22 protein-coding genes are annotated in these 23,371 nt (G+C 70.8%); 13 read left to right on the plus strand and 9 right to left on the minus strand.

Annotation, left to right across the window (positions count from 1 at the left end; genetic code table 11):
* Positions 1–61: 61 nt before the first annotated feature.
* The 4 genes from FGX59_RS08575 to FGX59_RS08590 are packed head-to-tail and all read left to right on the plus strand — an operon-like array spanning position 62 to position 3,415.
* The gene (locus tag FGX59_RS08575; protein WP_138466117.1) at positions 62–1,120 is read left to right on the plus strand and encodes an ABC transporter ATP-binding protein; all 1,059 of its coding nucleotides are present in this window, start codon (positions 62–64) and stop codon (positions 1,118–1,120) included.
* Positions 1,117–1,959 (plus strand): ABC transporter permease, encoded by an 843-nt coding sequence (locus FGX59_RS08580; RefSeq protein WP_138466118.1) that lies wholly within the window; start codon positions 1,117–1,119, stop codon positions 1,957–1,959. The genes FGX59_RS08575 and FGX59_RS08580 overlap by 4 nt, the downstream gene beginning before the upstream one ends.
* Position 1,960: 1 nt before the next feature.
* Positions 1,961–2,740, plus strand: a complete 780-nt coding sequence (locus FGX59_RS08585; protein ID WP_138466119.1) for an ABC transporter permease — start codon at positions 1,961–1,963, stop codon at positions 2,738–2,740.
* A gap of 3 nt (positions 2,741–2,743) precedes the next feature.
* Positions 2,744–3,415 (plus strand): GntR family transcriptional regulator, encoded by a 672-nt coding sequence (locus FGX59_RS08590; protein WP_138466120.1) that lies wholly within the window; start codon positions 2,744–2,746, stop codon positions 3,413–3,415.
* Between the two features lie 58 nt (positions 3,416–3,473).
* Here FGX59_RS08590 and FGX59_RS08595 read toward each other — a convergent pair whose 3' ends face one another.
* Together FGX59_RS08595 and FGX59_RS08600 are read right to left on the minus strand one after the other, a co-directional pair.
* Complete coding sequence (locus FGX59_RS08595; protein WP_240722330.1) at positions 3,474–4,139, minus strand: transcriptional regulator; 666 nt, start codon at positions 4,137–4,139, stop codon at positions 3,474–3,476.
* 84 nt (positions 4,140–4,223) lie between these two features.
* Positions 4,224–5,423, minus strand: a complete 1,200-nt coding sequence (locus FGX59_RS08600; RefSeq protein ID WP_138466121.1) for an MFS transporter — start codon at positions 5,421–5,423, stop codon at positions 4,224–4,226.
* Between the two features lie 118 nt (positions 5,424–5,541).
* On the opposite strand from FGX59_RS08600, the gene FGX59_RS08605 reads away from it, so the two are divergent.
* Positions 5,542–6,339 carry a helix-turn-helix domain-containing protein gene (locus tag FGX59_RS08605; protein WP_138466122.1) on the plus strand — a complete coding sequence of 266 codons (798 nt, stop codon included), beginning with the start codon at positions 5,542–5,544 and terminating at the stop codon, positions 6,337–6,339.
* A 7-nt stretch (positions 6,340–6,346) separates the two neighbouring features.
* Here the strand turns inward: FGX59_RS08605 and FGX59_RS08610 are convergent, their stop codons facing one another.
* From FGX59_RS08610 to FGX59_RS08640, 7 genes are all read right to left on the minus strand, one after another.
* Positions 6,347–6,997, minus strand: coding sequence for a TetR/AcrR family transcriptional regulator (locus FGX59_RS08610; protein ID WP_138466123.1), 651 nt, complete (start codon positions 6,995–6,997; stop codon positions 6,347–6,349).
* Positions 6,998–7,023: 26 nt separating this feature from the next.
* Positions 7,024–7,785 (minus strand): SDR family NAD(P)-dependent oxidoreductase, encoded by a 762-nt coding sequence (locus FGX59_RS08615; RefSeq protein WP_138466124.1) that lies wholly within the window; start codon positions 7,783–7,785, stop codon positions 7,024–7,026.
* Positions 7,782–9,377 (minus strand): FAD-dependent oxidoreductase, encoded by a 1,596-nt coding sequence (locus FGX59_RS08620; protein ID WP_138466125.1) that lies wholly within the window; start codon positions 9,375–9,377, stop codon positions 7,782–7,784. The genes FGX59_RS08615 and FGX59_RS08620 overlap by 4 nt, the downstream gene beginning before the upstream one ends.
* The gene (locus FGX59_RS08625; protein ID WP_138466126.1) at positions 9,374–10,357 is read right to left on the minus strand and encodes an aldo/keto reductase; all 984 of its coding nucleotides are present in this window, start codon (positions 10,355–10,357) and stop codon (positions 9,374–9,376) included. Before FGX59_RS08625 ends, FGX59_RS08620 begins: the two co-directional genes overlap by 4 nt.
* Positions 10,357–11,541 (minus strand): aromatic ring-hydroxylating dioxygenase subunit alpha, encoded by a 1,185-nt coding sequence (locus FGX59_RS08630; protein ID WP_138466127.1) that lies wholly within the window; start codon positions 11,539–11,541, stop codon positions 10,357–10,359. The genes FGX59_RS08625 and FGX59_RS08630 overlap by 1 nt, the downstream gene beginning before the upstream one ends.
* A gap of 121 nt (positions 11,542–11,662) precedes the next feature.
* The gene (locus FGX59_RS08635) at positions 11,663–12,553 is read right to left on the minus strand and encodes an amino acid ABC transporter permease (protein ID WP_138466128.1); all 891 of its coding nucleotides are present in this window, start codon (positions 12,551–12,553) and stop codon (positions 11,663–11,665) included.
* Positions 12,554–12,609: 56 nt separating this feature from the next.
* The gene (locus tag FGX59_RS08640) at positions 12,610–13,515 is read right to left on the minus strand and encodes an ABC transporter substrate-binding protein (protein WP_171060573.1); all 906 of its coding nucleotides are present in this window, start codon (positions 13,513–13,515) and stop codon (positions 12,610–12,612) included.
* A 506-nt stretch (positions 13,516–14,021) separates the two neighbouring features.
* Between FGX59_RS08640 and FGX59_RS08645 the strand changes: the two genes are divergently transcribed.
* From FGX59_RS08645 to FGX59_RS08685, 8 genes are all read left to right on the plus strand, one after another.
* Positions 14,022–14,504, plus strand: coding sequence for a hypothetical protein (locus FGX59_RS08645; protein WP_138466130.1), 483 nt, complete (start codon positions 14,022–14,024; stop codon positions 14,502–14,504).
* 15 nt (positions 14,505–14,519) lie between these two features.
* Complete coding sequence (locus FGX59_RS08650; protein WP_138466131.1) at positions 14,520–14,945, plus strand: DUF3830 family protein; 426 nt, start codon at positions 14,520–14,522, stop codon at positions 14,943–14,945.
* 23 nt (positions 14,946–14,968) lie between these two features.
* The gene (gene glnT / locus FGX59_RS08655) at positions 14,969–16,336 is read left to right on the plus strand and encodes a type III glutamate--ammonia ligase (RefSeq protein ID WP_138466132.1); all 1,368 of its coding nucleotides are present in this window, start codon (positions 14,969–14,971) and stop codon (positions 16,334–16,336) included.
* Positions 16,336–17,325, plus strand: a complete 990-nt coding sequence (locus tag FGX59_RS08660) for an alpha/beta fold hydrolase (protein ID WP_138466133.1) — start codon at positions 16,336–16,338, stop codon at positions 17,323–17,325. The genes glnT and FGX59_RS08660 overlap by 1 nt, the downstream gene beginning before the upstream one ends.
* A 1,095-nt stretch (positions 17,326–18,420) precedes the next feature.
* Entirely contained in the window at positions 18,421–18,972 is a 552-nt protein-coding gene (locus FGX59_RS08670) for a hypothetical protein (protein WP_138466135.1), read from the plus strand.
* Positions 18,969–20,339: a GAF domain-containing protein gene (locus FGX59_RS08675; protein ID WP_138466136.1), complete on the plus strand. Its 1,371-nt coding sequence runs from the start codon at positions 18,969–18,971 to the stop codon at positions 20,337–20,339. Before FGX59_RS08670 ends, FGX59_RS08675 begins: the two co-directional genes overlap by 4 nt.
* Before the next feature lie 386 nt (positions 20,340–20,725).
* Complete coding sequence (locus FGX59_RS08680; RefSeq protein ID WP_138466137.1) at positions 20,726–22,114, plus strand: FAD-binding oxidoreductase; 1,389 nt, start codon at positions 20,726–20,728, stop codon at positions 22,112–22,114.
* A 728-nt stretch (positions 22,115–22,842) separates the two neighbouring features.
* Positions 22,843–23,340 carry a c-type cytochrome gene (locus FGX59_RS08685; protein ID WP_138466138.1) on the plus strand — a complete coding sequence of 166 codons (498 nt, stop codon included), beginning with the start codon at positions 22,843–22,845 and terminating at the stop codon, positions 23,338–23,340.
* The last annotated feature ends 31 nt before the right edge of the window (positions 23,341–23,371 follow it).

The following is a 23,371-nucleotide window of genomic DNA, read 5'->3' on the forward strand; positions in this document are numbered from 1 at the left end:
CCCCTGCCCAAGCCGCCCCGCGCCTGACGCGCGGGGCCAGCCAGAAAGACCCCCTCTCCCCATGACCGAAGTCTCCCTTCTCTCGCTGGTCAAATCCTATGGCGGCGCGCCGGCGCTGCGCGGCATCTCGCTCAATGTCGGGCATGGCCAGTTCGTCTCGCTCCTCGGCCCGTCGGGCTGCGGCAAGTCGACGACGCTGCGCTGCATCGCCGGCTTCGAGGAGGTGACGGACGGCCGGATCCTCTTCGACGGCAAGGACATCTCGCGCAAGCTCCCCGAGAAGCGCGACATCGGCATGGTCTTCCAGTCCTACGCGCTCTTCCCGCATCTGACCGTGGCGCAGAACCTCGCCTTCGGGCTGGAGATGCGGAAGGTGCCGAAAGCGCAGATCGCGGAGCGCGTGGCGAAGACGCTCGATCTGGTGCAGCTGACGCCCTATGCCGGGCGCTACCCCAAGGCGCTCTCGGGCGGGCAGCAGCAGCGGGTGGCTCTGGGGCGCGCGCTGGTGATCGAGCCCGCGATCCTGCTCCTCGACGAGCCGCTGGCCAATCTCGACGCGAAGCTGCGCGACGAGATGCGCGGCTTCATCCGCGACCTGCAGAAGCGCGTCGGCATCACCACGATCTACGTCACCCATGACCAGAACGAGGCGATGACCATGTCGGACCTCGTCGTGGTGATGTTCGACGGCGACATCGCCCAGGCGGGCACGCCGGAGGAGATCTACAACACCCCAGCGACCGAACAGGTGGCGCGCTTCGTCGGCAACGCCAATATCCTCGACCTGCCCGTGGCCGCCTCCGGCGCGGGCATGGCGGAGGTCACGCTGCCGGGCGGCGCGGCGCTTTCCGTTCCGGCCCCGGCGACGCCCGGGGCCCGTCTCGGCATCATGGCCCGGCCCGAGCAGATCGCGCTGGCCGATGCCGGCCAGGGCCATCTGCAGGGCCGCGTGACGCGCAGGCTCTTCGGCGGCGGCTATATCGACTACGAGATCGCCACCGATTGCGGGGTGCTTGCCGTCCAGACCCCGGCCAATGTGCTGGCCGGGGAAGGCGCGGCGGTCGGGCTGGTGCTCGACCCGGCGCGGCTCTGGCCGGTGGCGCGGGACGCCGCCGCATGAGCCGCCGCCGTCCGCTCCTGCTGATCGCCCCGGCCGCGGGGCTGATCTTCTTCTTCGTGATGCTGCCCTATATCAACGTGCTGGTGATGAGCCTGCGGATGCCGGGCGCCGACGGCAAGCCCTACGGCCCGGGCTTCGGGATGGAGGCCTATGCCCAGTTCTTCGCCGAGAACTACTATCTCTCGGCGCTGCCGCATACGCTGTGGCTGGGCATCGTCACCACCGCCGTCTGCCTGGTCCTGGGCTATCCGCTGGCGCTGCATATCGCGACCGCCTCGCGGCGCTGGCGCGGGCTGCTCTACGGCATCGTGCTCTCGCCCCTGCTCGTGGGCATCGTGATCCGCAGCTACGGCTGGACGATCCTCCTTGGCAATACTGGCGTCATCAACAAGACGCTGAAGGATCTGGGGATCATCACCCGGCCGCTGAAGCTGATGTACAACGATTTCGGCGTCGTGCTGGCGCTGGCGCATGTCTTCCTGCCCTTCATGGTGCTGCCGCTTCTCGCCTCTTTGCAGGGCATCGACCCGGCGATCGGCCAGGCGGCGCGCAGCTTGGGCGCCTCGCGCCTGACCGTCTTCCGCCGCGTGACCTTCCCGGTCTCGATGCCGGGGGTCCAGTCGGGCTGCATCCTCGTTTTCGTGCTGGCGATCTCCTCCTATGTGACGCCGGCGCTGATCGGCGGCATGCGGGTCAAGACCACCACGATCCTCGTCGTCGACGCGCTGATCGACCAGTTCCTCTGGCCCTTCGGCTCCGCCATGGCGCTGGTCCTCGCGGTCAGCGCCGGGCTGATCGTCATCGCCTTCGCCATGCTCACCCGGATGAAGTGGAAGTAACATGCGCCTCGCCGAAGCCCTGCTCGCGCTCTTCCGGGTGCTGGTCTACATCTTCCTGCTCGCGCCCATCGCCGTCGTGGTGCTGGCCTCGTTCAATGCCGGGAACTTCCTGACCTTTCCGCCGCAGGGGCTCAGCCTCCGCTGGTTCGTCACCTTCCTGCAGAACGACGTCTTCATGGACGCGATCGTCTATTCCGCCGTGCTCGCCGCGCTGGCGACCGCGGTCTCGCTGGTGATCGGCACGATGGCGGCGCTCTACTACGTTCGCCATGCCGGGAAGGAGGCCGAGACGGTGCGCGTCCTGCTGCTGCTGCCGCTGATCCTGCCCGAGATCCTGACGGCCATCGCGCTGCTTTTCTTCTTCTACGAGATCGGCATCGGGCTCGAGCACAAGATCGCGCTCTTCACCGGCCATGTGCTGATGACGCTGCCCTTCGTCTTCCTCAACGTGACCACCTCGCTGCAGGGGCGCGACGAGGCCTGCGAGCTGGCGGCGCGCTCGCTGGGCGCCTCGCGGATGACCGCCTTCCGCCGCATCACCCTGCCGCTGATCGCGCCGGGGCTGGCGACCGGCGGGGTCTTTGCCTTCATCATCAGCTTCGATACATTCGGGATCTCCTTCATCCTCAAGGGAACCGGCTCCGCGCCGCTGCCGATCCAGCTCTATGACTATCTGCGCTTCAACTTCACGCCCGAGGCCGCGGCGGTCTCGACGGTCTCGATCGTCTTCACGCTTGTCGCCGTGGTGGCGGCGGACCGGCTCTTCGGCCGGAAGGCCTGAGCGATGACCGGCGAGAGGATCGGCATGCTGCCCTTGCGTTCCATCGGGGCGCAGATTGCCGAGCAGCTCGAGGCGGCAATCATCCGCGAGGAATTCGCCCCGGGCGAGAAACTGCGCGAAGAGGCGATCTGCGCGCGGTTCGGCGTCTCCCGCTCGCCCCTGCGCGAGGCGCTGCAGCTGCTCGAGCCCGGCGGGCTGGTGGAACGCCGCCCGCGGCTCGGCGCGCGGGTGACGGAGATCTCGGTGGAGCGGCTCGACGAGCTGACCCAGTGCCGGGTGCCCCTGGAATCCACCGCCGCGGGGCTGGCTGCAGCGCAGCCCGACCATGCGGAGATCGCCGGTCGGCTGGCGGCCGAGGTCGCGGCGATGGATGCCGCGCAGGGCCATCTCGACGCGTTCGAGGCGAATGTCCGGCTGACCGGGCTGATGCATGGCGCCTGCGGCAACCCGATGCTGATGCGGCTGCTGGCGCAGGTCGACAAGCAGGCGCTGCGCTACCGTTTCCGCGCCTACCGGATGGATCCCGGGATGCTGCCGCAGATGAGCGCCGAGAACCGGCTGATGGTCGAGGCGATCCGCGCCGGCGACAGCGCCCGCGCCGAGGCGGTCACCGCCGAACTGGTCCGCCGCGCCTGGTCCGCGACCCGCGCGGTTCTGCTCTCGGGCGAGGGCTGACGCACCGGGGCCGGCTGCGCCGCGGAGGCCGGCGCCGAGGATCAGCCGATGGCGGCCGCTACTGCGCCGCGTCGCGGATCAGGTAGCTGCAGCGCCGCGCGCCGCTGACGATATGGTCCTTGCGCTCGACGACCGTCCCGGGGCCCAGAACGGTTTCGAAGACCGCTTTTTCGGCGCGGCAGAAGCCTTGGCAGGCCCGCGCCGCGGCGCAGATCGGGCAGTGGTTCTCGATCAGCTCCAGCGCACCGTCCGGCGCCTCCTCGACCGTCGCCATGTAGCCCTCGGCGCTGCGCAGTTCGGCCAGCTTCCGCACCCGTGCCGCCAGGCTGCCGCCTTCGGGCATCGCGGCGCGGTACTGCGCCAGCGTCGCCGCTTCCCGCGCGGCGATGATCTGCTCCAGCGCCTGCGGTCCTAGCATCTCCGAGACGCTGCGCAGGATGTCGACCGTCAGCGCGGCATGGGTGTCGGGAAAGCGCGCCTGGCCCTTTTCCGTCAGGTGCCAGTAGACCGCCGGACGGCCGCGCCCGGCGCTGCGGCGCTCCTCGGCGACCAGCCCCTCGCCCTGCAGCTTCAGGAGCTGCTGGCGCGCGGCCTCGCCGGTGATGCCCTGGCGGCGCCCGATCTCGGCAGAGGTCAGGGCGCCGTGCATCTTCAGCGTCATCAGGAGACGTTCGGAGGGCAGGCGCACGCTCCGCGTTTCCTGCCCGGGGCTGTCGCTTGGCATGGTTGCTCCGGCGCTTTTCAAAGGGTCCGCTTGATTAAATAGCCGCAGCAGCAGCGACAGGCAAGCGGACCCGTGCCGGAGCCTTCAGCCCATCTCGCTCTTGCGCGGCAGGAGCACGGTCAGGAGCCCCAGCACCGGCAGGACGGCGCAGAGATTGAAGACGAAGACGATGCCGCTTGCATCGGCCAGCAGCCCCAGCGCCGCCGCCGCGATCCCGGCCACGCCGAAGGCCGCGCCATAGAACAGCCCGGCCGCCGTGCCGACGCGATGCGGCAGCAGCTCCTGCGCGAAGACGATGATCGCGGGCAGGGCCGAGGCCAGGATCACCCCGATCACGGCCGACAGCACCCCGGTCCAGAACAGCGAGGCATGCGGCAGCAGCAGCGTGAAGGGCAGCACGCCGAGGATCGAGATCCAGATCACCGTGCGCCGTCCGATCCGGTCGCCCAGCGGTCCGCCGATCACCGTGCCGAAGGCCACCGCGGCGAGGAACAGGAACAGCATGCGCTGCGCCGCCCCCGTCTCCAGCCCGAAGCGGTCGATCAGGAAGAAGGTGTAGTAGCTCGACATCGAGGCCATGTAGACCTGCTTGGAGAAGAGGAGCGCCAGAAGCACGCCGAGCGCCAGGCGCAGCCGCGCCGGGGGCAGGGCCGGGCCCGCGGCCGCCTTGCGGCGCCGCGCGGCGAGATGCTCGCGCGCATGCCAGCGGCTGACCTGCACCAGGATTGCCATCGCCAGAAGCGCTGCGACCGCGAACCAGGCGACGGAGCCGCGTCCCATGGGCAGCACCACCGCGGCGGCCAGGAGCGGGCCGAGCGCCGTGCCGAAATTGCCGCCGACCTGGAAGACCGACTGGGCCATCCCGAAGCGCCGGCCGGCCGCGGCGCGCGCGACCCGCGAGGCCTCCGGGTGGAAGACCGAGGAGCCGATGCCGATCAGCCCCGCCCCCATGACGAGAAGCCCGTAGCCCGGCGCAGCGGCCAGCACGAGAAGACCCGCCATCGTGGCGAACATGCCCAGCGGCAGCGCCCAGGGGAAGGGACGGCGGTCGGTCACCATGCCGACGACCGGCTGCAGGAGCGACGCCGTCAGCTGGAAGACGAAGGTCAGGAGCCCGATCTGCCAGAAGGCCAGCGCGAATTCCGCCTTCAGCATCGGATAGAGCGCGGCCAGAAGCGACTGCATCATGTCGTTGAGCAGGTGGCAGCAGGCGATCGCGCCGAGGATCGCGTAGGTGGTGCGCGCCGGATCGGTCTCGCGCATGTCTAGGGTGGCATCGGTCATGGGGTCGTCCTTTCGTCCCCCCTGCCTATTGCGCTGGACGGCGTCTGTCCTTCGTGGTTTGGTCAGGAAGTTTCGCGATCGGGCCAGAATCCGGATCGCGCCTGCGGGAGGAGGCAGGATGGAGGTCCAGGCGCAGTCGCTGCTGTTCAACCGGATCGCGCGGGTCGAGGCGACCGCGGCGCCGCTGGTGGCGCTGGCCTCGGACTATCCGGCGGCGACCAGCGTCGCGCCGCACAGCCATCCGCGCGACCAGCTCCTGCATGCGCTCTCGGGCGTGGTCCATGTCCGCACGGCGCAGGGCAGCTGGGTGGTGCCGCCCGATTGCGCGCTCTGGATCCCGGCGGGCTGCGTTCATGCGGTGGAGATGGCCGGGCCGGTGCAGATGCGCTCGGCCTATCTGCGGCCGGGCGCGGCGGGCCAGGCGGCGGACCGGCCGAGGGTGCTGGCGATGAACGACCTGGCGCGGGCGCTGATCGTCGAGCTGGGCCGGATCGCCGAGGCCGAGGCGCCCGATCCCCGGGCCGAGATGCTGGCCGGGCTGCTGATCGCCGAAATCTCGCGGCTGGAGGAGCAGCCGCTGGCGCTGCCCCTGCCGCAGGATCCGCGGCTGCTCAGGCTCTGCCGGGCGTTTCTCGAGGCGCCCTCGGCGCGGCTGTCGCTCAAGGACTGGGCGGCCAGGGCGGCGATGAGCCGGCGCAGCCTGACGCGGCGCTTCCGGGCCGAGACCGGGCTTTCGCCCGAGGGCTGGCGGCAGCAGGCCTGCGTGCTCTGCGCGCTGCCGCGGCTGGTGGCGGGCATGCCGGTGACGTCGATCGCGCTGGATCTGGGCTATGACAGCCCGGCCGCCTTCGCCACGATGTTCCGCCGCCATCTGGGCCAGAGCCCGCGCGACTGGCGCCGCGAGACCCGCCTCTAGCGCCGTCTCAGGCCGGGCGGCCGCCGGTCTTCAGCCAGTGCAGCACCATCTTGCGCATCCCCTGCATGGCGCGGGCATAGTTGAAATTGGGGAACATCACGTTGCGGAACAGCGCCCCGTCGAGGAAGGTCGAGATCAGCGTGGCGGTATCGGCGGGGTTGGCATCGGCAAAGACGCCCTCGGCGATGCCGCGCTGGATCGCGTCCTTCAGGATCTCGGCCTCGTGCTCGTAGAAGGCGCGGATCGCCCGGTCGGCGACCGGCGTGCGCTTGCCCGTGGCGGCATAGTCGAGGCTGATCCGCGCGACCTTCTGCAGGGCGACGAACTGGCGGATATGCAGCTCGATCCAGCTGGAGATCACCTCCTCCGGCGCGCCCGCGCGCTTCAGGTTGCCGTCGAAATGCGAGAAGGCCTCGGCGACAACGCGGGCGATCGTCTTCATGAAGAGATCCTCCTTGTTGTCGAAATAGTAGTAGAAATGCGAGGGGTTGAAGCCCGAGGCCTCGGCGATGTCCTTGATCCGCACCGAGGAATAGGAATGCTCGGCAAAAAGGTCGAGGGCCGCGCGGCACATCAGGTCGGGCGGCGAGCCCGGCTCGGGATGGTAGCCGTGATCGAACTGCGCGGTTTCGGTCGCCAGCGCCTTCTTGCGGGCCATTCGCTGTCCTCCTTGCGGGCCGCAGGTCAGCCCTGAATGTACCAGGTGGTGGTTCCGCCGCCATCCACGACGAGATCCTGCCCGGTAACATATTCCGCTGTGGCAAGATAGAGCACCGCATCCGCGACCTCCCGGGGCGCTGCGGCGCGCGGCAGGGGCAGCCGGTCGACCTCTTCGGCAAGCGCCGGTTCCCTCTCGCGCCAGCCGCTTTCGGGATCGCGCACCGGGCCGGGGCAGACGGCGTTGACGCGGATGCCGAAGGGCGCCCATTCCACCGCCATCTGCCGCCCCGCCGCCAGCACGGCGGATTTCGACGGGCCGTAGGCGCCGTTGCCGGGATAGCAGCGCAGCGCCGAGGCGCCGGCGATGGCGACGATGGCGCCGCCGCCCTGGTCCTTCATCTGCCGCGCCGCCTCGGTGGCGAAATGGAAGAAGCCGCGGGTCTGGATGGCGAAGACCCGGTCCCAGTCCTCGGTCGAGAGGTCGAGCAGGTGCCCCGGCGCCGAGACCCCGGCATTGTTGACCGCCAGATCGAGCCGTCCGAATTCCGCGATCGCGGCGGCCACGGCGGCGGCCATGCTGGGCCGGTCGGCCAGATCCATCTGCACCGGCAGCGCGCCGCCCAGCTCGTCGGCCAGCGCGGCGGCGCCTGCCGCGTCGCGTCCGTAGCCGAGCGCCAGGCGGGCCCCGGCCCCGGCAAGCCTGCGGGCGATGGCGGCGCCGATCGGGCTCGTCGCGCCGCTGAGCAGCGCGACCTTGCCCGCGAGCGGCCGTGTCGGATCGGTCATCTTTCTGTCTCCGTCTCATGGGCGGCGATGCTCTCGCCGCAGAGGAAGCCCCAGGCCAGGTTCGGCCCGAGCGTGGTGCCGGACCCGGCGGCGCGGGTGCCGACCGGATTGGCCATGGCGAGCCCGGCGGCAAAGAGCCCGCGCAACGGCCGGCCATCGGGGCAGAGCACCCGCCCGCCGGCATCGGTCATGGGCCCGCCCTTGGTGCCGAGGAAGGTCAGGTTGAAGGGCAGGGCGTGAAAGGGCCCGTGCGCCACCGGGGCGAGGCGGCGGACACCGTCTGCCCGGCCGGTGAAGGGATCGAGATGGCGGCCGAATTCCGGATCCGCGCCCGCCCGCGCGGCGGCGTTGAAGCCCTCCGCGGTGGCCGCCAGTGTGCGGGGGTCGAGGCCGATCTGCGCAGCGAGCGCCCCGAGGCTCTCGGCGCTCCGGCGGAAGCCGCGCCCATGGCGGGTCAGGAACCAGCGGAAGACCGGGCTCTGCGCCAGCGTCCGCTGGTCCAGGATCAGCCAGGCGGGCAGGTGCCGGGCGGTGCCGTCCGCGCCGCGCTCCGCCAGCACCTCGCCGAGGTTGAAGATGTACTCGTTGACGAAGCGGCGGCCATGGCGGTCGACGAGGAAGGCGCCGGGCTCGCGGTGGTGGAAGGTGCCGACCGGCAGCGGCTGGCCGCCGAGCCGCGCGGGCAGGGCGGGGGCGATATTGGCCTGGTCCATCCGCGCCATCGCCGCGCCCGCGGCCTCGGCCATGCGCTGGCCGTCGCCCAGATTGCCCGGGGCGGAGGCGATCAGGTCGAGCGGTCCGGCGAAGTGCGCGGCGCGGCGGGGCGCGTCGCGCTCGAACCCGCCGGTGGCGATGACGACATGGCGGGCGGGCAGGGTGACGGTGCCGCCGGGCGTCTCGGCGGTGACGCCCTCGATGCCGTCGGCGCCGAGGACCAGATCCCGCGCGCGGCAGCCGGTGCGGATCTCGCCGCCCTGCGCGAGGAAGGCAGCGGCGAGGCCGGAGACCAGCGCCGTGCCCTGCGCGCGCCGTCCCGTGGCAACGCGCCAGGCGAGCTGCGGCAGGCGGGCGGCGACGGCGCCGGCGGGGCGGTGCCAGGGGTCGAGCGCGCGGGTCTCCTGGTAGGTGAAGACATGCGGCACATGCGGCGGCTGCAGCCCCGGCGCGCGGAGCTTCGGCAGCGGCAGGGTCGAGACCATCCGGCCGCGCCCCTTGCCGCCCGGCAGCTCCGGATAGGGATCGCTGTCATCGGACAGCGCGAAGCGCAGCGCGGTCGCCTCCCCGAGGAAGCGCAGCATCCGCGGCGCCGCCTCCGCCATGGCGCGCCAGCGCGGCGCCTCGGTCTCCGCCCAGCCGGGCGGGGCGGCGGCGGCAAGATAGGCCGCGGCATCCTCCGGGCTGTCGGCGATCCCGGCTGCGGCGGCCAGGTGGTTGCCCGGCACCCAGATCCCCGCGCCCGACATCGCGGTGGTGCCGCCGATGACCGGGCGCGCCTCCAGCACGGTGACGCAGAGCCCGGCGGCCCGGGCGCGCAGCGCCGCCGCCAGCCCGGCCCCGCCGGAGCCGAGCACGATCACCCGCGCAGACGTCACGAGAAGCCGATCACCGGGCGCGGGCGGTAGGGTTCCTCGAGCCAGGCGATCTCCTCGGCCGAAAGCGCCAGATCCAGCGCCGCGGCGGCGTCGTCGAGCTGCTCGGGCCTGGTCGCGCCCATCACCGGCGCGACGACCGGGTCCTTCTGCCAGAGCCAGGCCATGGCGATCTGGGCGGGCTTGACGCCCCGCCGCGCGGCCAGATCGACCACGCGGCCGACGATCACCGGTTCCTCCGCTACCTCGGCAGCATAGAGCGCGGGCGTGTAGCCGTCCTGCGCCGAGCGGGCCGAGCCCTCGCCCCAGGGCCGGGCGAGGCGGCCGCGCGCCAGCGGGCTCCAGGGCAGGACGCCGATCCCGGCATCGCGGCAGGCGGGCAGCATCTCGCGCTCTTCCTCGCGGTAGAGCAGGTTCAGGTGGTTCTGCATGGCGACGAAACGCGCCCAGCCATTGGCCTTCTGCATCTCCACTGCCTTGGCGAGCTGCCAGGCGAACATCGAGGACGCCCCGAGATAGCGCGCCTTGCCGGCCTTCACCACGTCATGCAGCGCCTCCAGCGTCTCCTCGACCGGCGTGCCGTAATCCCAGCGGTGGATCATGTAGATGTCGACATGGTCGGTGCCGAGCCTGCGCAGCGTCCCGTCGATCTGGTCCATGATCGCCTTGCGCGACAGCCCCGCGCCGTTCGGGCCGGGCCGCATGCGGTTGAAGACCTTGGACAGGATCACCACCTCGTCGCGCGGCACCTGCGCGATCACCTGGCGGCCGAGAACCTCCTCGCTCTGGCCCGCGGAATAGCCGTTGGCCGTGTCGAAGAAATTGATCCCGAGATCCAGCGCCTTGCGGTAGAAGGGCCGGCTCGCCGCCTCGTCGAAGAGCCAGCCGTGCTTCTGGTCCGGCCCGGTGACGGTGTAGCTCATGCAGCCGAGGCAGATGCGCGAGACTTCGAGGCCGGTGCGGCCGAGCTTTGCGTAGTCCATCAGACCGCCTCCCCGATATGGTCGCGGATGTAGTCTGCCAGCTGCCAGACCGGCTTCTCCAGATGGCTCAGCCGCCCGGGCTGCGCCAGGCGCGAGGCCGCGCCGATCTGCTGGAGCGTGTTGACGCCCACATCCTCGCCCGCGATCACCGCGCCGTTCTCCTTGGCCCTGGCCATCATGTCCTGGAACTCCGGCAGTTCTGCGGCCTCGCGGCGCACGAGATGCAGCCGCACCCACCAGGTGTCATTGGCGCCGCGCGGCAGGATCGAGGTCCAGCGCACCGCGTCGACCGAGGTGCCGATCAGGTTCATCGGGAAGACATGGTAGAGGTTGCCGGTGCGGATCTGCTCTTCGGACCAGCCGTCGAAGGGCGGCAGGCCGGATTGCAGGTTGGTCTCGGTCGGCAGGTCGGGGCGCAGCGGATGGCGCAGCGTGACGAAGGCCTGGTCGGGATCGGCCATGTCCTCGCCCCAGCTCAGCCGGCCGGGATTGTGCGGCTCCAGCGTCTTCGCATGGGCGCCGATATGGTGGTAGCACTCCATGAAGGTCTCCACCGCGATCTTCCAGTTGAACGGGCAGTGGAACTGGGTCTCGTAGCCGACGACCAGCTCGTCGACGGGGATGTTCGACCATTCCTCGATCATCCCGGCCATCTTCGGCGCCAGGGGCTCGGCATCGCCCGAGAAATTGATGTAGATGGTGCCCAGCACGATCTCGGAGCGGACCTCGGGCAGCTTCATCTTCTTCGGGTCGAAATTCCGCGCCTGCTCCATGAAGGGGGCGGCGCGCAGGTTGCCCTCCAGGTCGTAGCCCCAGCGGTGGAACGGGCAGGAGAACATCTTGGCATTGCCCGCGCCCTCGACGACTGGCGCCCAGCGGTGCAGGCAGACGCGCGACAGGACGCGGATCCGGTCCTTGCCGCGGACGACGACCAGCGGCTCGCCCATCACCTCGATCGAGACATAGTCGCCGACTTCCGGCACCTGCGCGACATGGGCGACGGCCAGCCAGCCGGGGCGGAAGATGCGCTCGCATTCGAGCTGGAAGAACTCTTCCGAGGTGTAGGCGGCAGGCGGCAGGGTCTCGCTGTCTGCCAGGGTCTGTCCGCGTCCGGCATGGATGGCGCGCAGGATCTCGGGCAGCGCCGGGGCGGCCATGCTGCCGATGGAGGCGTGATCGGTCATCTGGGGTCCTCGTTTCACGATAGGTCCGGGCCGGGGGCCGCGGCTGGGCGCGGCGCCGTTGCGGCGCGGGCGGCCCTGGCAGGCGGCGGGTTTCCGGTCCGGGGCATCCGGGGGGCGGCCATCAGGTGCCGCGCGGGCTGTGGCCGCGGTTGTAGTGGCGCTCGATCCGGGCCTGGAGCGCGGAGAGCACGCTGGTCGCGACCAGGTACCAGGCGCAGGCGACGAGCAGCAGCGGGATGGTCTGGAAGGTGCGCGAATAGATCGTCTGCACCGAATAGAGCAGGTCCCAGAGCGCGACGATCGAGACGATCGAGGTGTTCTTCAGCATGCCGATCGTCTGGTTGCCGGTCGGCGGCACGATGAAGCGCATCGCCTGGGGCAGGATGATCAGCCGCATGGTCTTGCCCGGGCCGAGCCCCATCGCCGCGGCGGCCTCGCGCTGGCCGCGGCCGACGCTTTCGAGCCCTGCGCGGACGATCTCGGCCATGTAGGCGCCCTCGTTCAGCCCCAGCCCGAGGATCGCCGCCGTGTAGGGGGTGATCAGGTCGTTGAAGGAGCCCTCGAAGAAGGTGATGCCGGTGAAGGGGATGCCGATCCCGTAGCGCGGATAGAGCGCGGCGAGGTTGTACCACAGGATCAGCTGCACCAGCACCGGCGTGCCGCGGAAGATCCACAGATAGCCCGCCGAGAAGGCGCGCAGCGGCAGCAGCGGCGAGACCCGCATGATCGCCAGCGCGATGCCCAGCACCACGCCGATTGCCATCGTCACCACCGTCAGCCACAGCGTGGTGGCGAAGCCGCGCAGCACCACCGGGTCGAAGAGGTAGCGGCCGAAGACGTCCCACTGGAACCGCTCGTTGGTGGCGACATCCTGCAGCACGGCCAGCGCCAGGAACGCGAAGGCGATCCAGGCCAGCAGCTGGCGGCGGGGCAGGTGCCGCTTGCCCTCGGGCTTGGGCGGCGCCTTCTCGGGCAGCAGCGCATGGCGGACAAAGGCGGTCTGGCTCGTCATTGCGGGTCTCGGTCCAGGAAAAGCGGCCCGCCCCGGGCAGGGGCGGGCGGAAGGGGTCAGTCGCGCGGATTGGTGGTCGTCATGTTGATTCCGAACTCGTCGAGCGCGGCATGCGGGATGTCCCATTTCTCGAAGATCGCGTCATAGGTGCCGTTCTCGTCCAGCACCTTCAGCGAAGCGAGCAGCGCCTCGGCCAGCTCGGTATTTTCATGCGCCACGATCGCGCCGAGATAGTTCTGCTTCTCCAGCGGGTTGGCGATGGTCGCCACTTCCACGGGGTTGTTCGCGCGGATTTCCTCGACCGCGCTGGCCGCGCTCAGCGTGAAATCGATGCGCCCCGCGAACAGCGCCAGCAGCACGGCGGATTGCTGCGGGTACTGGCCGATCTCCAGCGGCTCCAGGTCCTGCTCCTCGCACCAGGCCGAGAGCTGCTCCAGCTTGGAGACGAAATCGGTGCCGGTCTGCCCGGCCGAGGTCAGCCCGCAGAGCGAGGCCGGATCGCCCTCGGTGATCGCCTCGTTGTCGGCGAGGAAGTAGAAGGCATTGCCGTAGTCGAGGCTGGTATTGACGAAGGTGACCACCTCCTCGCGCTCGACGCGGTCGGTGATGCATTCCATGGCCATGTCGTAGCGGCCGCCCTCGACCCCGGGGATCAGCCCGCCGAAATCGATCGAGACCGGCGCGATGTCGGTGCCCAGCACCTGCGCCATGGCGTTCCACAGGTCGACCTCGAAGCCGACCATGGTGGTCCCGTCCTCGTCGAAGGACTGGCAGGGCGGATAGTTGGCGTCGGTCGCCAGGTCGATCTTGCCCTTCTCCTTGACGGAGGCGGGCAGCATCTCGTGCAGCTCGGGCACCGCCTCCTGGGCGGGGATGTCCTGGGCCAGGGCGGGCAGGGCGGCGGCAAGGGTCAGGCCGAGGCCCGCGAAAGTGGCTGCCTTGGTCAGTCTGAGGGAATTCATGTCAGTCTTCTCCATGCTGGACGGGGTGCCACGCCGGGGCGTGTGCGGTCTTTTTTTGAATTGTGGTTCAAGTCATGGCGGCGAGCGGTTTTGCCGGGCAAGGCTTCCGCGAGGAGGCCCCGACGGAAACTGCGCGCATTCCCGATCTGCCCAATCCGTGAGCGGTTTGATGCGCCGAATTTGCGAAAATTGCGCGAAGTTTGACGAATTCGTGGCATATTCGCCAAGCTTATGGGTTTCACCGATTATTTTATGACGATATGAGCCGATTCTGCCGCCCGACCGGCGCGGCCCGCTCCGGCGGGATTTGCCCAATTTTCGATCTTTTGCGCCGAACCCTCGCAATCTCCACGATATTTCAGAGATATAGCGGTGCTCCGCGCGCCGTGTTGCCGTCCAGGAGACCGCGATTTTCAAGTTTTGGTTTGAATAGAAGTTCAAATCATCTCATGAATGCCGGAAACGGCGCCCGGCAAGGCGCCCCCTCACCGACAAGGAGAAGCTGCATGACACTGGACGAGGCCATTGCCCGTTTCGAAGCCGAGCGGGAGAAGATCTGGTTCGAATCGCCGAAGGACATCGAGGCGCTCGGCCGCGGCGAGGTTCCGCGCGGCACCGGCGCCCGCGGCCAGTACCTGTCGACGATCATCTTCGCCGAGGGCGAGGCGCGCACCTTCGCCGACGAGATGCTCTGGGGCATCATCCGGGTCTGCGAGGACACCGAGGCCGACCTGAAGACCCTGCAGGCGCTGATCGACCAGATCATCGGCTACAAGGCGTCCTTCTTCGACTTCGTCTCGATCCCCTCCGCGGCCGAGATGACCCGGCTCTATGTCGACGCCTCGAAGCTCTGCGAGACCACCGACGACCTCAACCGCCTGACCCAGGCCGCGCTCGGCTATGCCAACCGGCTGCACATGTGGGTCGACTACATCCTGCCCTGGGGGCTCGGGAACGCCTTCCCCCGCAAGAAACCTGCCACTGCCTGAGCCCGAGGACGACCCATGCACCTGATCCTGAGCATCGACGACAAAGACATCTGCAAGATCGAAGTCTGGGAGGACAAGGTTCCCCAGCTCTGCGAGCAGTTCCGCCAGAAGCTGCCGATGACCTCCATGCTGCAGCACGGCAAGCTGCTCGGCGACCTGATCTTCTTCACCATGCCGATCGTCGCCCCATGGGAGAACAAGTACCTGACCGAAGAGGTCGGGGCCGAGCGCAAGGCGAAATACGGCAGCCCCGCGGGCGGCGTCTGCTTCTACTCGCCGCGCCAGCAGTTCTGCGTCGTCTATGGCGACGAGGCCTCCGACGAGCCGCTGCCGATCTCGTATATCGGCGAAGTGGTCGAGGGCTCGCTGGAGCTGAAGGTCGCCGGGCTGGAGACCTGGTTCGACCAGAGCCGCCGCGTCACCCTGCGCATCGCCGCCTGATCCGGACGCGAAGGAGAGCCGCAATGGCAGAACTTACCGACGACGCGCTGAGCGAGCTGCAGGCCGCGCTGGAGGCCAAGGGCATCCGCTACCTGATGGGCGCCTATGTCGACATCCACGGCGTCCAGAAGGGCAAGGTCGTGCCGGTCGGCCACCTGAAGCACATGGCCCACGGCTCCGAGCGCTACACCGGCTATGCGCTCGACGGGCTGGGCCAGGCGCCTTCGGATGACGAGATCACCTCGGTCCCGGATTTCGGCCACATCATCCAGCTGCCCTGGGAGCCCAAGGTCGCCTGGATGCCGGCCGACAACCACTTCCAGGGCGCGCCCTATCCGCTGTCGACGCGCAACGTGCTGAAATCCGTGCTGGCCGAGGCGGAGGCGATGGGCTTCGGCTTCAATCTCGGGATCGAGGCGGAGATCTTCCTGCTGAGGAAGGAGGCCGACGGCACGCTCTCGGTGCCGACCGAGAACGACACGCTGGTCAAGCCCTGCTACGACCTGCGCAGCTTCATGGACAATTTCGGCTGGCTCGACCGCATGGCCGGGACCATCGACGCCCTCGGCTGGGATCTCTACTCCTTCGACCACGAGGACGCGAACGGCCAGTTCGAATTCGACTTCCGCTTCGCCGACGCGCTGACCATGGCGGACCGCTTCACCTTCTTCCGGATGATGGCCAAGCACTATGCCGAGGAAGAGGGGCTGATCGCCACCACCATGCCCAAGCCCTTCGCCGACAAGACCGGCAATGGCGCGCATTTCAACATGTCGCTCTTCGATCTGGAGACCGGCGCCAATGTCTTCGCCTGCGATCCCGCCGACGATCCGCGCGGGCTGGGCCTGACCGAGACGGGCTACCATTTCATCGGCGGCATCCTGCGCCATGGCCGCGCGCTCTGCGCGACCTTCGCGCCGACGGTCAACAGCTACAAGCGGCTCGTGCGCCAGGGCGCGATGGCCGGCTTCAGCTGGGCGCCGGTCTTCAACTCCTACGGCTCGAACAACCGCACCAACTCGGTGCGCATCCCGCAGGGCGGCGGCCGCTGCGAGAGCCGCAATGCCGATGGCGCGGTGAACCCCTATCTCGCCGCGGCGATGGCGCTGGCCGCCGGGCTCGAGGGCGTGCGCGAGAAGATCGACCCGGGCAGCCCGAACGAGGACAACCTCTACGAGCTGACCGACGCCGAGCGCGCCGAGCGCGGCATCGACTTCCTGCCGCAGAACCTGCTGGAGGCGGTCGCGGCCTTCGATGCCGATCCGCTGACGGAGAAGGTGCTGGGCGCGGAGCTGAAGGCGGAATTCGTGCGCTACAAGACAGACGAGTGGAACGAGTACCATCTCGCCGTCTCCGCCTGGGAGACCGCGCGCTACAGCCACATGTTCTGATGCTGCCGCCGCTCGAGCGACTGGAGCTGGGCGATCTCCCGCTTTCGGGCGGGGGCGTCCTGCCCGGCGCGGTGCTGACCTACCGCGTCTGGGGGCGGCCCGCGGGGTCCGGCGGCGCGGTGCTGGTCCCCAGCCACTATACCGGCACCTCCGCCTCGCCCGCGGGGATGATCGGGCCGGGCCGCGCGCTCGACCCGGAGCGGCTCTGCATCATCGCCGCCGACATGTTCGGCAACGGCAATGCGAGCTCGCCCAGCCATCGCTCCGGCCCGGCGGCGCGGCTGGCCTTTCCGCGGGTGTCGATCGCCGACAACGTGGCGGCCCAGGCGCGGCTTCTCTCCCATCTCGGCATCGCCCGGCTGCGGCTGGTCTATGGCTGGTCGATGGGCGCGATCCAGGCCTGGCACTGGGCGGCGCTGCATCCCGATCAAGTCGACGCGATCCTGCCGGTCTGCGGCGCCACCGGCTGCTGGCCCCTGAACGGGGTCTTCCTCGACGGGCTCAGGACGGTCCTGCGCGCCGATCCGGCTTTCCGCGAGGGCCTGGCGCGGCCCGAGGCTGCGCTGCGCGCCTTCGCCCGGGTCTATGCCGGCTGGGCCTATTCGGACGCCTTCTGGCGCGACCGGCTCTGGCAGGGGCTGGGCTTCGCCTCTGCGGAGGCGCTGCTCCAGTGGTGGGAGGAGGACCATCTGGCCTGGGACGCGCTCGATCTGGCGGCGGTGCTGGAGACCTGGGCCGCGGCCGACCCGGCCGCGCTGGCACCGCACCTTCCGGGCATCCGCGCCCGCGTGATCGCCATGCCCTGCGATACCGACCGCTATTTCACCCTGGCCGAGAACCGGCTGGAGACGGCGGCCCTGCCCGGAGCGGAGCTGCGCCCGCTGCGCTCGGATCTGGGCCATGTCGCCGGGGCGCCGGGCCGCCACGCCGCCGAGACCGCCCGGATCGAGGCCGCCATCGCCGAATTGCTCGCCCCTCCGCCGGGGTAGCGGGGGCCGGTACGGCTTTGGACAGCTTGCGCCAAACCCTTGGAGCCCGCGGTATCCGGCCGATGGCTGCAGCCGGGCGGGAACCGTGCCTATTGCTTGGCGAAGGGCACGCTCCGTTTCACGCCGCCTAGGCCCACCGCAGCGATCCGCTGGCCCCGCAGGACGGCGCGGCCGGGCGCAGGGCCCGGCGCGCCAGGTCTGCCACTCGCGCTTGACCGCACCCGACGGCAAAGGCGCTCCGACAGGTCTCTGTCGGGGCACGTGTTCGGACAGGTGGCGCCAATACGCTGCCAATACGTGCGGAGAGGCCATCAAAGGAGGCGTCCGGGACGTCGCTACCAAGGGAACCGCATCTGGCAGGCTGCTGAAAATGGAACTTGGCAGGCTGGTGAAAAGTCCGTTTGGCCGAGCTGCTGGGGCAAGACTGGACCAATCGTCCAGAAAGCGGCTGGACTTGCCGATCTCTGAAGAAACCACCTGACCAGATCCGGAACAAATTCCTCCACAGCGAGGCCCTGGGTTCCCTTTTCGCCAGCCTGTCAGCGCCTTGCCGCGGAGGAAATCGTTCCAGTTCCGGCAAGGACCGCCCCCGGGATCGAACAAGTCCCGCCGCCTTCGGGACCTGCTGCTGACCTACGTGGCGGAACCGGCATTTTCGGCGCCCAGCCCGATGCAGCCAATGCGGCTCCCCGAAGCAGCAGAGATCCGGCCGGCTCAGGGGCGCGTTTCCGGCCCGGGTCCAGCCTGTTAGCGGAACCGGCTTTTCCTGTACCCTGCCAAGTGTGCCCGCCGGACACCGCCGGAAGCTCCGTGCCCCGGGGACAGAGCCCGGGGCTGAACGGGAGCACAGACAGCGTGCCGCTTCTGCCCGTCTCCCGGGTGCAAGCGTCGCTGTCCTGCGGAGGGTGGCCGGTGCGCGCCGAGCGGGGCAGCGCCGCTGGCGAAGCAGGCCGTGCCGCTGTGCCCCTGCCGGTCGGACCGCGGTCTGCGACGCCGTTTCCGGTCCGGATCCCGCAGATTGACAGGCGCGCGGTTCCGCGCTCTCCTCGCAGTTGCGGGGAGGGTTGGGCCCCGTGCCGGATCCCCTGATTTGCCATGACCGACGCCATTCCTCCCGCGCGTGCCGATGACGAGATCGCGGCCTTCCGCATGGCCGGGCGCCCCGGCGGCGCGCCGCTGACCGCCGATATCGCCGCCTTCCTGGAGGCCGGGCAGACCGTCGCGCTGGCGGCGGGCGGGCGCGGGGACTATCCGGTCTGCGCCATGGGCATCGGCTGCCGCGTGCTCTGCCCGGCGCCCGGCACCCTGCTGATCCGCGTCTACCTGGCCGCCGCCGCCAATGCCGCACTGCTTGCACGGGTGCGGGCGGGCGGCTCGGTCGGCGCGACCCTGACCGGGGTCGATCACCGCTCGATCCAGCTCAAGGCCGCCCATGGCCGGCTCGTCCCGACGGGCGCGGAGGAGATCGCGCTCCTCCATCGCCAGGTCGCGGCGCATCGCGACTGGCTGGAGATCGTCGGCTTCCCGCGCGACTTCGCCGAGACGCTGACCTGCTTCGCCGATGACGACGTCGCCTGCATCGAATTCCTGCCCGAGCGGGTCTATGTCCAGACCCCGGGGCCCGGCGCGGGGAGTCGGCTGGAATGAGCGCCGCGATCGATCTGGAACGGCTCCGCCCGTCGATGGAGGGCGTGGTCGCGGCGGTGCTGGCCACCTGCGACGCGGAAGGCCAGGTCAATGTCTCGCTGATCTCGCAGGTGCACTATGTCGGGCCGGGGCTGATCGCGCTCAGCTACCAGTTCTTCAACAAGACCCGCCGCAACCTGCTGGAGACCCGCCGCGCGGCGGTCACCGTGATCGACTGCGCCACGGCCGAGCGCTACCGGCTGTCGCTCGACTACCTGGAGACCGATACCGAGGGCCCGGTCTTCGAGGCGATGCGCGCGCGGCTCGCCGGGATCGCCTCCCATACCGGCATGGCGGGGGTGTTCCGCCTGCAGGGGGCCGATCTCTGCCGGGTGAGCGCGATGGAGCAGGTCCCGGGCCCGGCGCTGCCGTCGCCGCCCGCGGGGCCCAGCCGCCTCGCCGCAGCGCGCCGCGTGGCGGAGCGGCTGCGCGGCGCCGCCGATCCCGGCGCGCTGGCCGATGCCGCGCTTGCCGGGATCGCCGAAGAGCTCGGCATCACCCATGCGATCTTCCTGGCGGCGGATGCGGGGGAAAGGCGGCTCTTCACGCTGGCGTCGCTCGGCCATGCCGAGACCGGCATCGGCTCGGAAATCGCCTATGGCGAGGGGCTGGCCGGGGCGGCGGCGCAGTCCTTCGCGCCGGTGCGGATCACCATGATGACCGCCGAGTACCGCTATGGCGCGGCGGTGGCGGGCACGGCGCGCAGCCTGGGGCTCGACTGGGACCGGGCGCGGACCATCCCCTTTCCCGGCCTCGCCATGCCGGGCAGCCAGATGGCGGTGCCCCTGCGCTTCGGTGACCGTCTCTGCGGCGTGCTGCTGGTCGAGAGCCCCGAGATCCTGCGCTTCAGCCACGAGGACGAGGATGCGCTGGCACTGATCGGCGACCAGATCGGCGCGCTGATGGTGGCGCTCGATGCCGACCGGGCGGGCGAGGAGCCGGGCGAGCCCGCGGCGAAGGACGGCCCCGCCTGCATCGCCATCCGCCATTTCGACCGCGACGACAGCGTCTTCATCGGCCATGACTACCTGATCAAGGGCGTGGCCGGGGCGATCTTCTGGCGCCTGCTGCAGGAGCACGCGGCCAGCGGGCGCACCGAATTCACCACCCGCGAGCTCCGGCTCGACCCGGCGCTGCGCCTGCCCGGAAATGCCGAGAATTTCGACACGCGGCTGATCCTGCTGATGCGGCGGCTGGAGGAGCGCGCCGCGCCGGTCCGGCTCCTGCGCGCGGGGCGCGGGCGGCTGCGGCTGGCGCTCTCGGCGCATCCGGTCCTGTCGGAGGCCGATGCCGGCAGCAGCGCCCGGGCCGTGCCGGATCCGGCCTAGCCGCCCGCGGGACCTGGCTGCGCGGCGAAGGAGGCTGGCCATCTGCGGGACCCGCCTGTCCGACCGCAAGGACGGTCCGCGGGCAGGGAAACAGCCGCAGCCCGTCCAGACGCGGCTCCGGCAGGATGCCCGGCATTTCCCTCCGCACCGTCCAGTCCCCTGGCCACGACCACGGCCGCGGCGCCGGGCCGCTACGACAGGTTCATCCGCGAACCCGCGGCAGGTCCGGGCGGCGTCTTTTAGCGGTCTTTTAGCATTCCGCGCGGGATGTCTTAGCAAGCCCCGGCGGCCCCGCCGCGCTATTCCTCCGGCATCGCGAGCGGCCCGGCATCGGCGCCCGCTCCCGCAACCGGCCCCGGCCCGGGGCCCGCCGACAGGATGACGACATGGAACTCGAGACCCTCAGGTCGGCGGTGCGCGGCACCGTCGTCTCCGACCGCGATCCCGGCTATCCGGCGATCTGCGACGCGCTGCTCTTCAACGGGCGCAAGCCCGCCCGCCGGCCCCGGCTGATCGTCGAGGCGGCCGATGCCGAGGATGTCCGCCGCGCGGTGCGCTATGCCGCCGCCGAAGGGCTGGCCGTGTCGGCGCGGGGCGGCGGCCATAACTGGTCGGGCGTCGCGCAGCAGGCCGGGATGGTGATCGACCTGCGCCGCCTGGACGCGATCCGCATCGATCCGGTCCGGCGCCGCGCCGAGGCCGGGCCCGCCGCCACCAACCGGCGCATGGCCGCGGCGCTCGATGCGGCCGGGCTCGCCTTCCCCCTGGGCCATTGCGGCAGCGTGCCGCTCAGCGGCTACCTGCTGGGCGGCGGGCTGGGCTGGAATGCCGGGTCCTGGGGCGTGGCCTGCTTCTCCGTCGAGAGCCTCGAGGCGGTGCTGGCCGACGGCCGGCTGGTCTCGGCCAGCGCCGCCGAGCATCCCGGGCTCTTCTGGGCGGCGCAGGGCGGCGGGCCGCTCTTTCCCGGGATCGTCACCGGCTACCGGCTGCGGCTGCAGGAGGCGCCGGGGGCGATCTGCACCGCTCTGCATATCTACCCCTCGGGCCGGGCGGAGGCGCTGGCCGGCTGGATGGAGCGGCTGGCGGCAGAGGCGCCCGCCTGCCTCGAGATGACCGCCAAGTTCTGCCCCGCGCCGCCGCCCTTCGCCGACCGCGCCGCGCATCTGGCGATCGGCATCGCCACGGTCTTCGCCCGTGACGGGGAGGAGGCGGACAGGGTGCTGGCGGAGGTGGCGCAGAGCGCCCCGGCCGGCGCGATCGGGCAGGGGCCCGCGATGCCGACGCCCTTCGCCACGCTCTACGACACGGTCGACGCCGCCTATCCCGAGGGCCGCCGCATGGCGGTCGACGCGCTCTGGAGCGATGCGCCCGCCGCACTCTTCGCCGCGCTGGCCCGCGGGGTGGAGCGGGCGCCGACGCCCGAGTGCCATGCCATCGCCACGCTGCCGTCCGAGCGGGCGCCCCTGCCCGGAGACGGCGCCTTCTCGATGCGGGCGCGGGCCTTCGGCGCGGTCTACAGCCTCTGGCAGGACCCGGCGGCGGATGCCGAGGGCACCGGCTGGATGCGCGGCGTGGCGGAGGCGGCAGCGCCGGTGACGCGCGGGGTCTATGTCGGCGAGGCCGATCTGGCCCGGCCCGGCCGCATCCGCCAGGCCTATTCTCCCGCCGCGCTCGACCGGCTTCTGGCGCTGCGCGCCCGCTACGACCCGGCCGGGCTCTTCCGCCGCGACATTGCCGGGCTGCCGCTCGGCGCCGGGGCGGCGGAACCCGCCTGACCCCGGTCCCCGCCGATGTCCGAAGGGCATTTTCGTATGACCCGTTTCCCGTACCTTCCCGGCGCGCTCTGCCTGCTGGCGCCGTCCGCGGCCCGCGACAAGCTGGTCTCGCTGCGCTCCCATTCCGTCCCGCCCGACTGGCGCCCGCCGGAGAAGGCTCGGCCGAGGGCCGCGGCGCGGTCGCCACGGAAGATCTGGCGCCGGGCGTTCTCGCCCGCGCGGGCACCCAGGCGCGCAGCCGCCAGCCGCAGGACCGGGCGGGGGTGCAGTTCTTTCCCCGCGACCGGATCAGATTCGCCAATCGCGGCAGCCGCCCGGATGTCGTCTACAGCGCCTTCCGGCGCTTCCTCGATCCCGGCACCTCCGCGGCGGAGGGGCTCTCGGGCGCGCTGGCCACGGCGACGGCCGGCATCCCGGTCTGCCAGGAGACGCTGCGCGCCGACGGCACCCTCTTGCAGCAGGCCGCCTATGGCTGGAGCGGGGATCCGGGTCCGGCGTCCAGATCGGTCGGCCGGAGGGCATCGCCACCACCGTCAATGCCAATGTCCTGCCGTGCGAGACCGTCTCGATCGTCATCGCGATGCCGGCCATCGCCACTGCCTGGGAGGACGGCCCCGCCGCCGGACCGGCCGCGGCGCCGCTGCCCTCGGGCGCGCTGGCCATGACCGGCGGGCTGCGCCGCCCGGCCCTCCCGTCCCGATAACCGCAACCAAAGAAAGGATCTTTCCATGTCTCAGATATCCCGCCGCTTCGCCGTCCTTGCGATGGCCGCCTGCCTGCCCGCCGCCGCCCCAGCTGGAGAGGGACCGGTCGAGCGCGGCGCCTACCTGGCGCGGCTGATGGACTGCGCCGGCTGCCACATGCCGCGCGGCGCCGATGGCGCGCCCCTGCCCGGAGCCGGGCTTTCGGGCGGCTCGGTCGGCTTCGAGGTGCCGGGCTACGGCATCGTCTGGCCGCCGAACCTGACGCCGGACGCGGAAACCGGGCTGGGCGGCTGGAGCGATGCGGAAATCGCCGCCGCGCTGACCCGGGGGGTGCGTCCCGACGGGCGGGAGCTGGCGCCGGTGATGCCATGGCCGGGCTATGCCGGGCTGGCGCCGGACGACCTGGCGGCGCTGATCGCCTTCCTGCGCGCCGCGCCGCCCGTCGCCCATGCCGTTCCCGCGCCCGCGGGCTCGGGCGCCGATGCGGCAGGGCCCTATTTCACCGTGGCCCTGCCGCAGTGATCCCCGCCGCCGGGCGCGGGGATCGGAGCGC

It is taken from the genome of Poseidonocella sp. HB161398, assembly GCF_005870025.1.
Classification (GTDB): Bacteria; Pseudomonadota; Alphaproteobacteria; order Rhodobacterales; family Rhodobacteraceae; genus Mangrovicoccus.

Excerpts from the sequence above, each read along its gene's own strand:
- FGX59_RS08575 (WP_138466117.1), top strand. The coding sequence starts at position 62 with ATGACCGAAGTCTCCCTTCTCTCGCTGGTCAAATCCTATGGCGGCGCG.
- FGX59_RS08580 (WP_138466118.1), top strand. The coding sequence starts at position 1,117 with ATGAGCCGCCGCCGTCCGCTCCTGCTGATCGCCCCGGCCGCGGGGCTG.
- FGX59_RS08585 (WP_138466119.1), top strand. The coding sequence starts at position 1,961 with ATGCGCCTCGCCGAAGCCCTGCTCGCGCTCTTCCGGGTGCTGGTCTAC.
- FGX59_RS08590 (WP_138466120.1), top strand. The coding sequence starts at position 2,744 with ATGACCGGCGAGAGGATCGGCATGCTGCCCTTGCGTTCCATCGGGGCG.
- FGX59_RS08595 (WP_240722330.1), bottom strand. The coding sequence starts at position 4,139 with ATGCCAAGCGACAGCCCCGGGCAGGAAACGCGGAGCGTGCGCCTGCCC.
- FGX59_RS08600 (WP_138466121.1), bottom strand. The coding sequence starts at position 5,423 with ATGACCGATGCCACCCTAGACATGCGCGAGACCGATCCGGCGCGCACC.
- FGX59_RS08605 (WP_138466122.1), top strand. The coding sequence starts at position 5,542 with ATGGAGGTCCAGGCGCAGTCGCTGCTGTTCAACCGGATCGCGCGGGTC.
- FGX59_RS08610 (WP_138466123.1), bottom strand. The coding sequence starts at position 6,997 with ATGGCCCGCAAGAAGGCGCTGGCGACCGAAACCGCGCAGTTCGATCAC.
- FGX59_RS08615 (WP_138466124.1), bottom strand. The coding sequence starts at position 7,785 with ATGACCGATCCGACACGGCCGCTCGCGGGCAAGGTCGCGCTGCTCAGC.
- FGX59_RS08625 (WP_138466126.1), bottom strand. The coding sequence starts at position 10,357 with ATGGACTACGCAAAGCTCGGCCGCACCGGCCTCGAAGTCTCGCGCATC.
- FGX59_RS08630 (WP_138466127.1), bottom strand. The coding sequence starts at position 11,541 with ATGACCGATCACGCCTCCATCGGCAGCATGGCCGCCCCGGCGCTGCCC.
- FGX59_RS08635 (WP_138466128.1), bottom strand. The coding sequence starts at position 12,553 with ATGACGAGCCAGACCGCCTTTGTCCGCCATGCGCTGCTGCCCGAGAAG.
- FGX59_RS08640 (WP_171060573.1), bottom strand. The coding sequence starts at position 13,515 with ATGAATTCCCTCAGACTGACCAAGGCAGCCACTTTCGCGGGCCTCGGC.
- FGX59_RS08645 (WP_138466130.1), top strand. The coding sequence starts at position 14,022 with ATGACACTGGACGAGGCCATTGCCCGTTTCGAAGCCGAGCGGGAGAAG.
- FGX59_RS08650 (WP_138466131.1), top strand. The coding sequence starts at position 14,520 with ATGCACCTGATCCTGAGCATCGACGACAAAGACATCTGCAAGATCGAA.
- glnT (WP_138466132.1), top strand. The coding sequence starts at position 14,969 with ATGGCAGAACTTACCGACGACGCGCTGAGCGAGCTGCAGGCCGCGCTG.
- FGX59_RS08660 (WP_138466133.1), top strand. The coding sequence starts at position 16,336 with ATGCTGCCGCCGCTCGAGCGACTGGAGCTGGGCGATCTCCCGCTTTCG.
- FGX59_RS08670 (WP_138466135.1), top strand. The coding sequence starts at position 18,421 with ATGACCGACGCCATTCCTCCCGCGCGTGCCGATGACGAGATCGCGGCC.
- FGX59_RS08675 (WP_138466136.1), top strand. The coding sequence starts at position 18,969 with ATGAGCGCCGCGATCGATCTGGAACGGCTCCGCCCGTCGATGGAGGGC.
- FGX59_RS08680 (WP_138466137.1), top strand. The coding sequence starts at position 20,726 with ATGGAACTCGAGACCCTCAGGTCGGCGGTGCGCGGCACCGTCGTCTCC.
- FGX59_RS08685 (WP_138466138.1), top strand. The coding sequence starts at position 22,843 with ATGTCTCAGATATCCCGCCGCTTCGCCGTCCTTGCGATGGCCGCCTGC.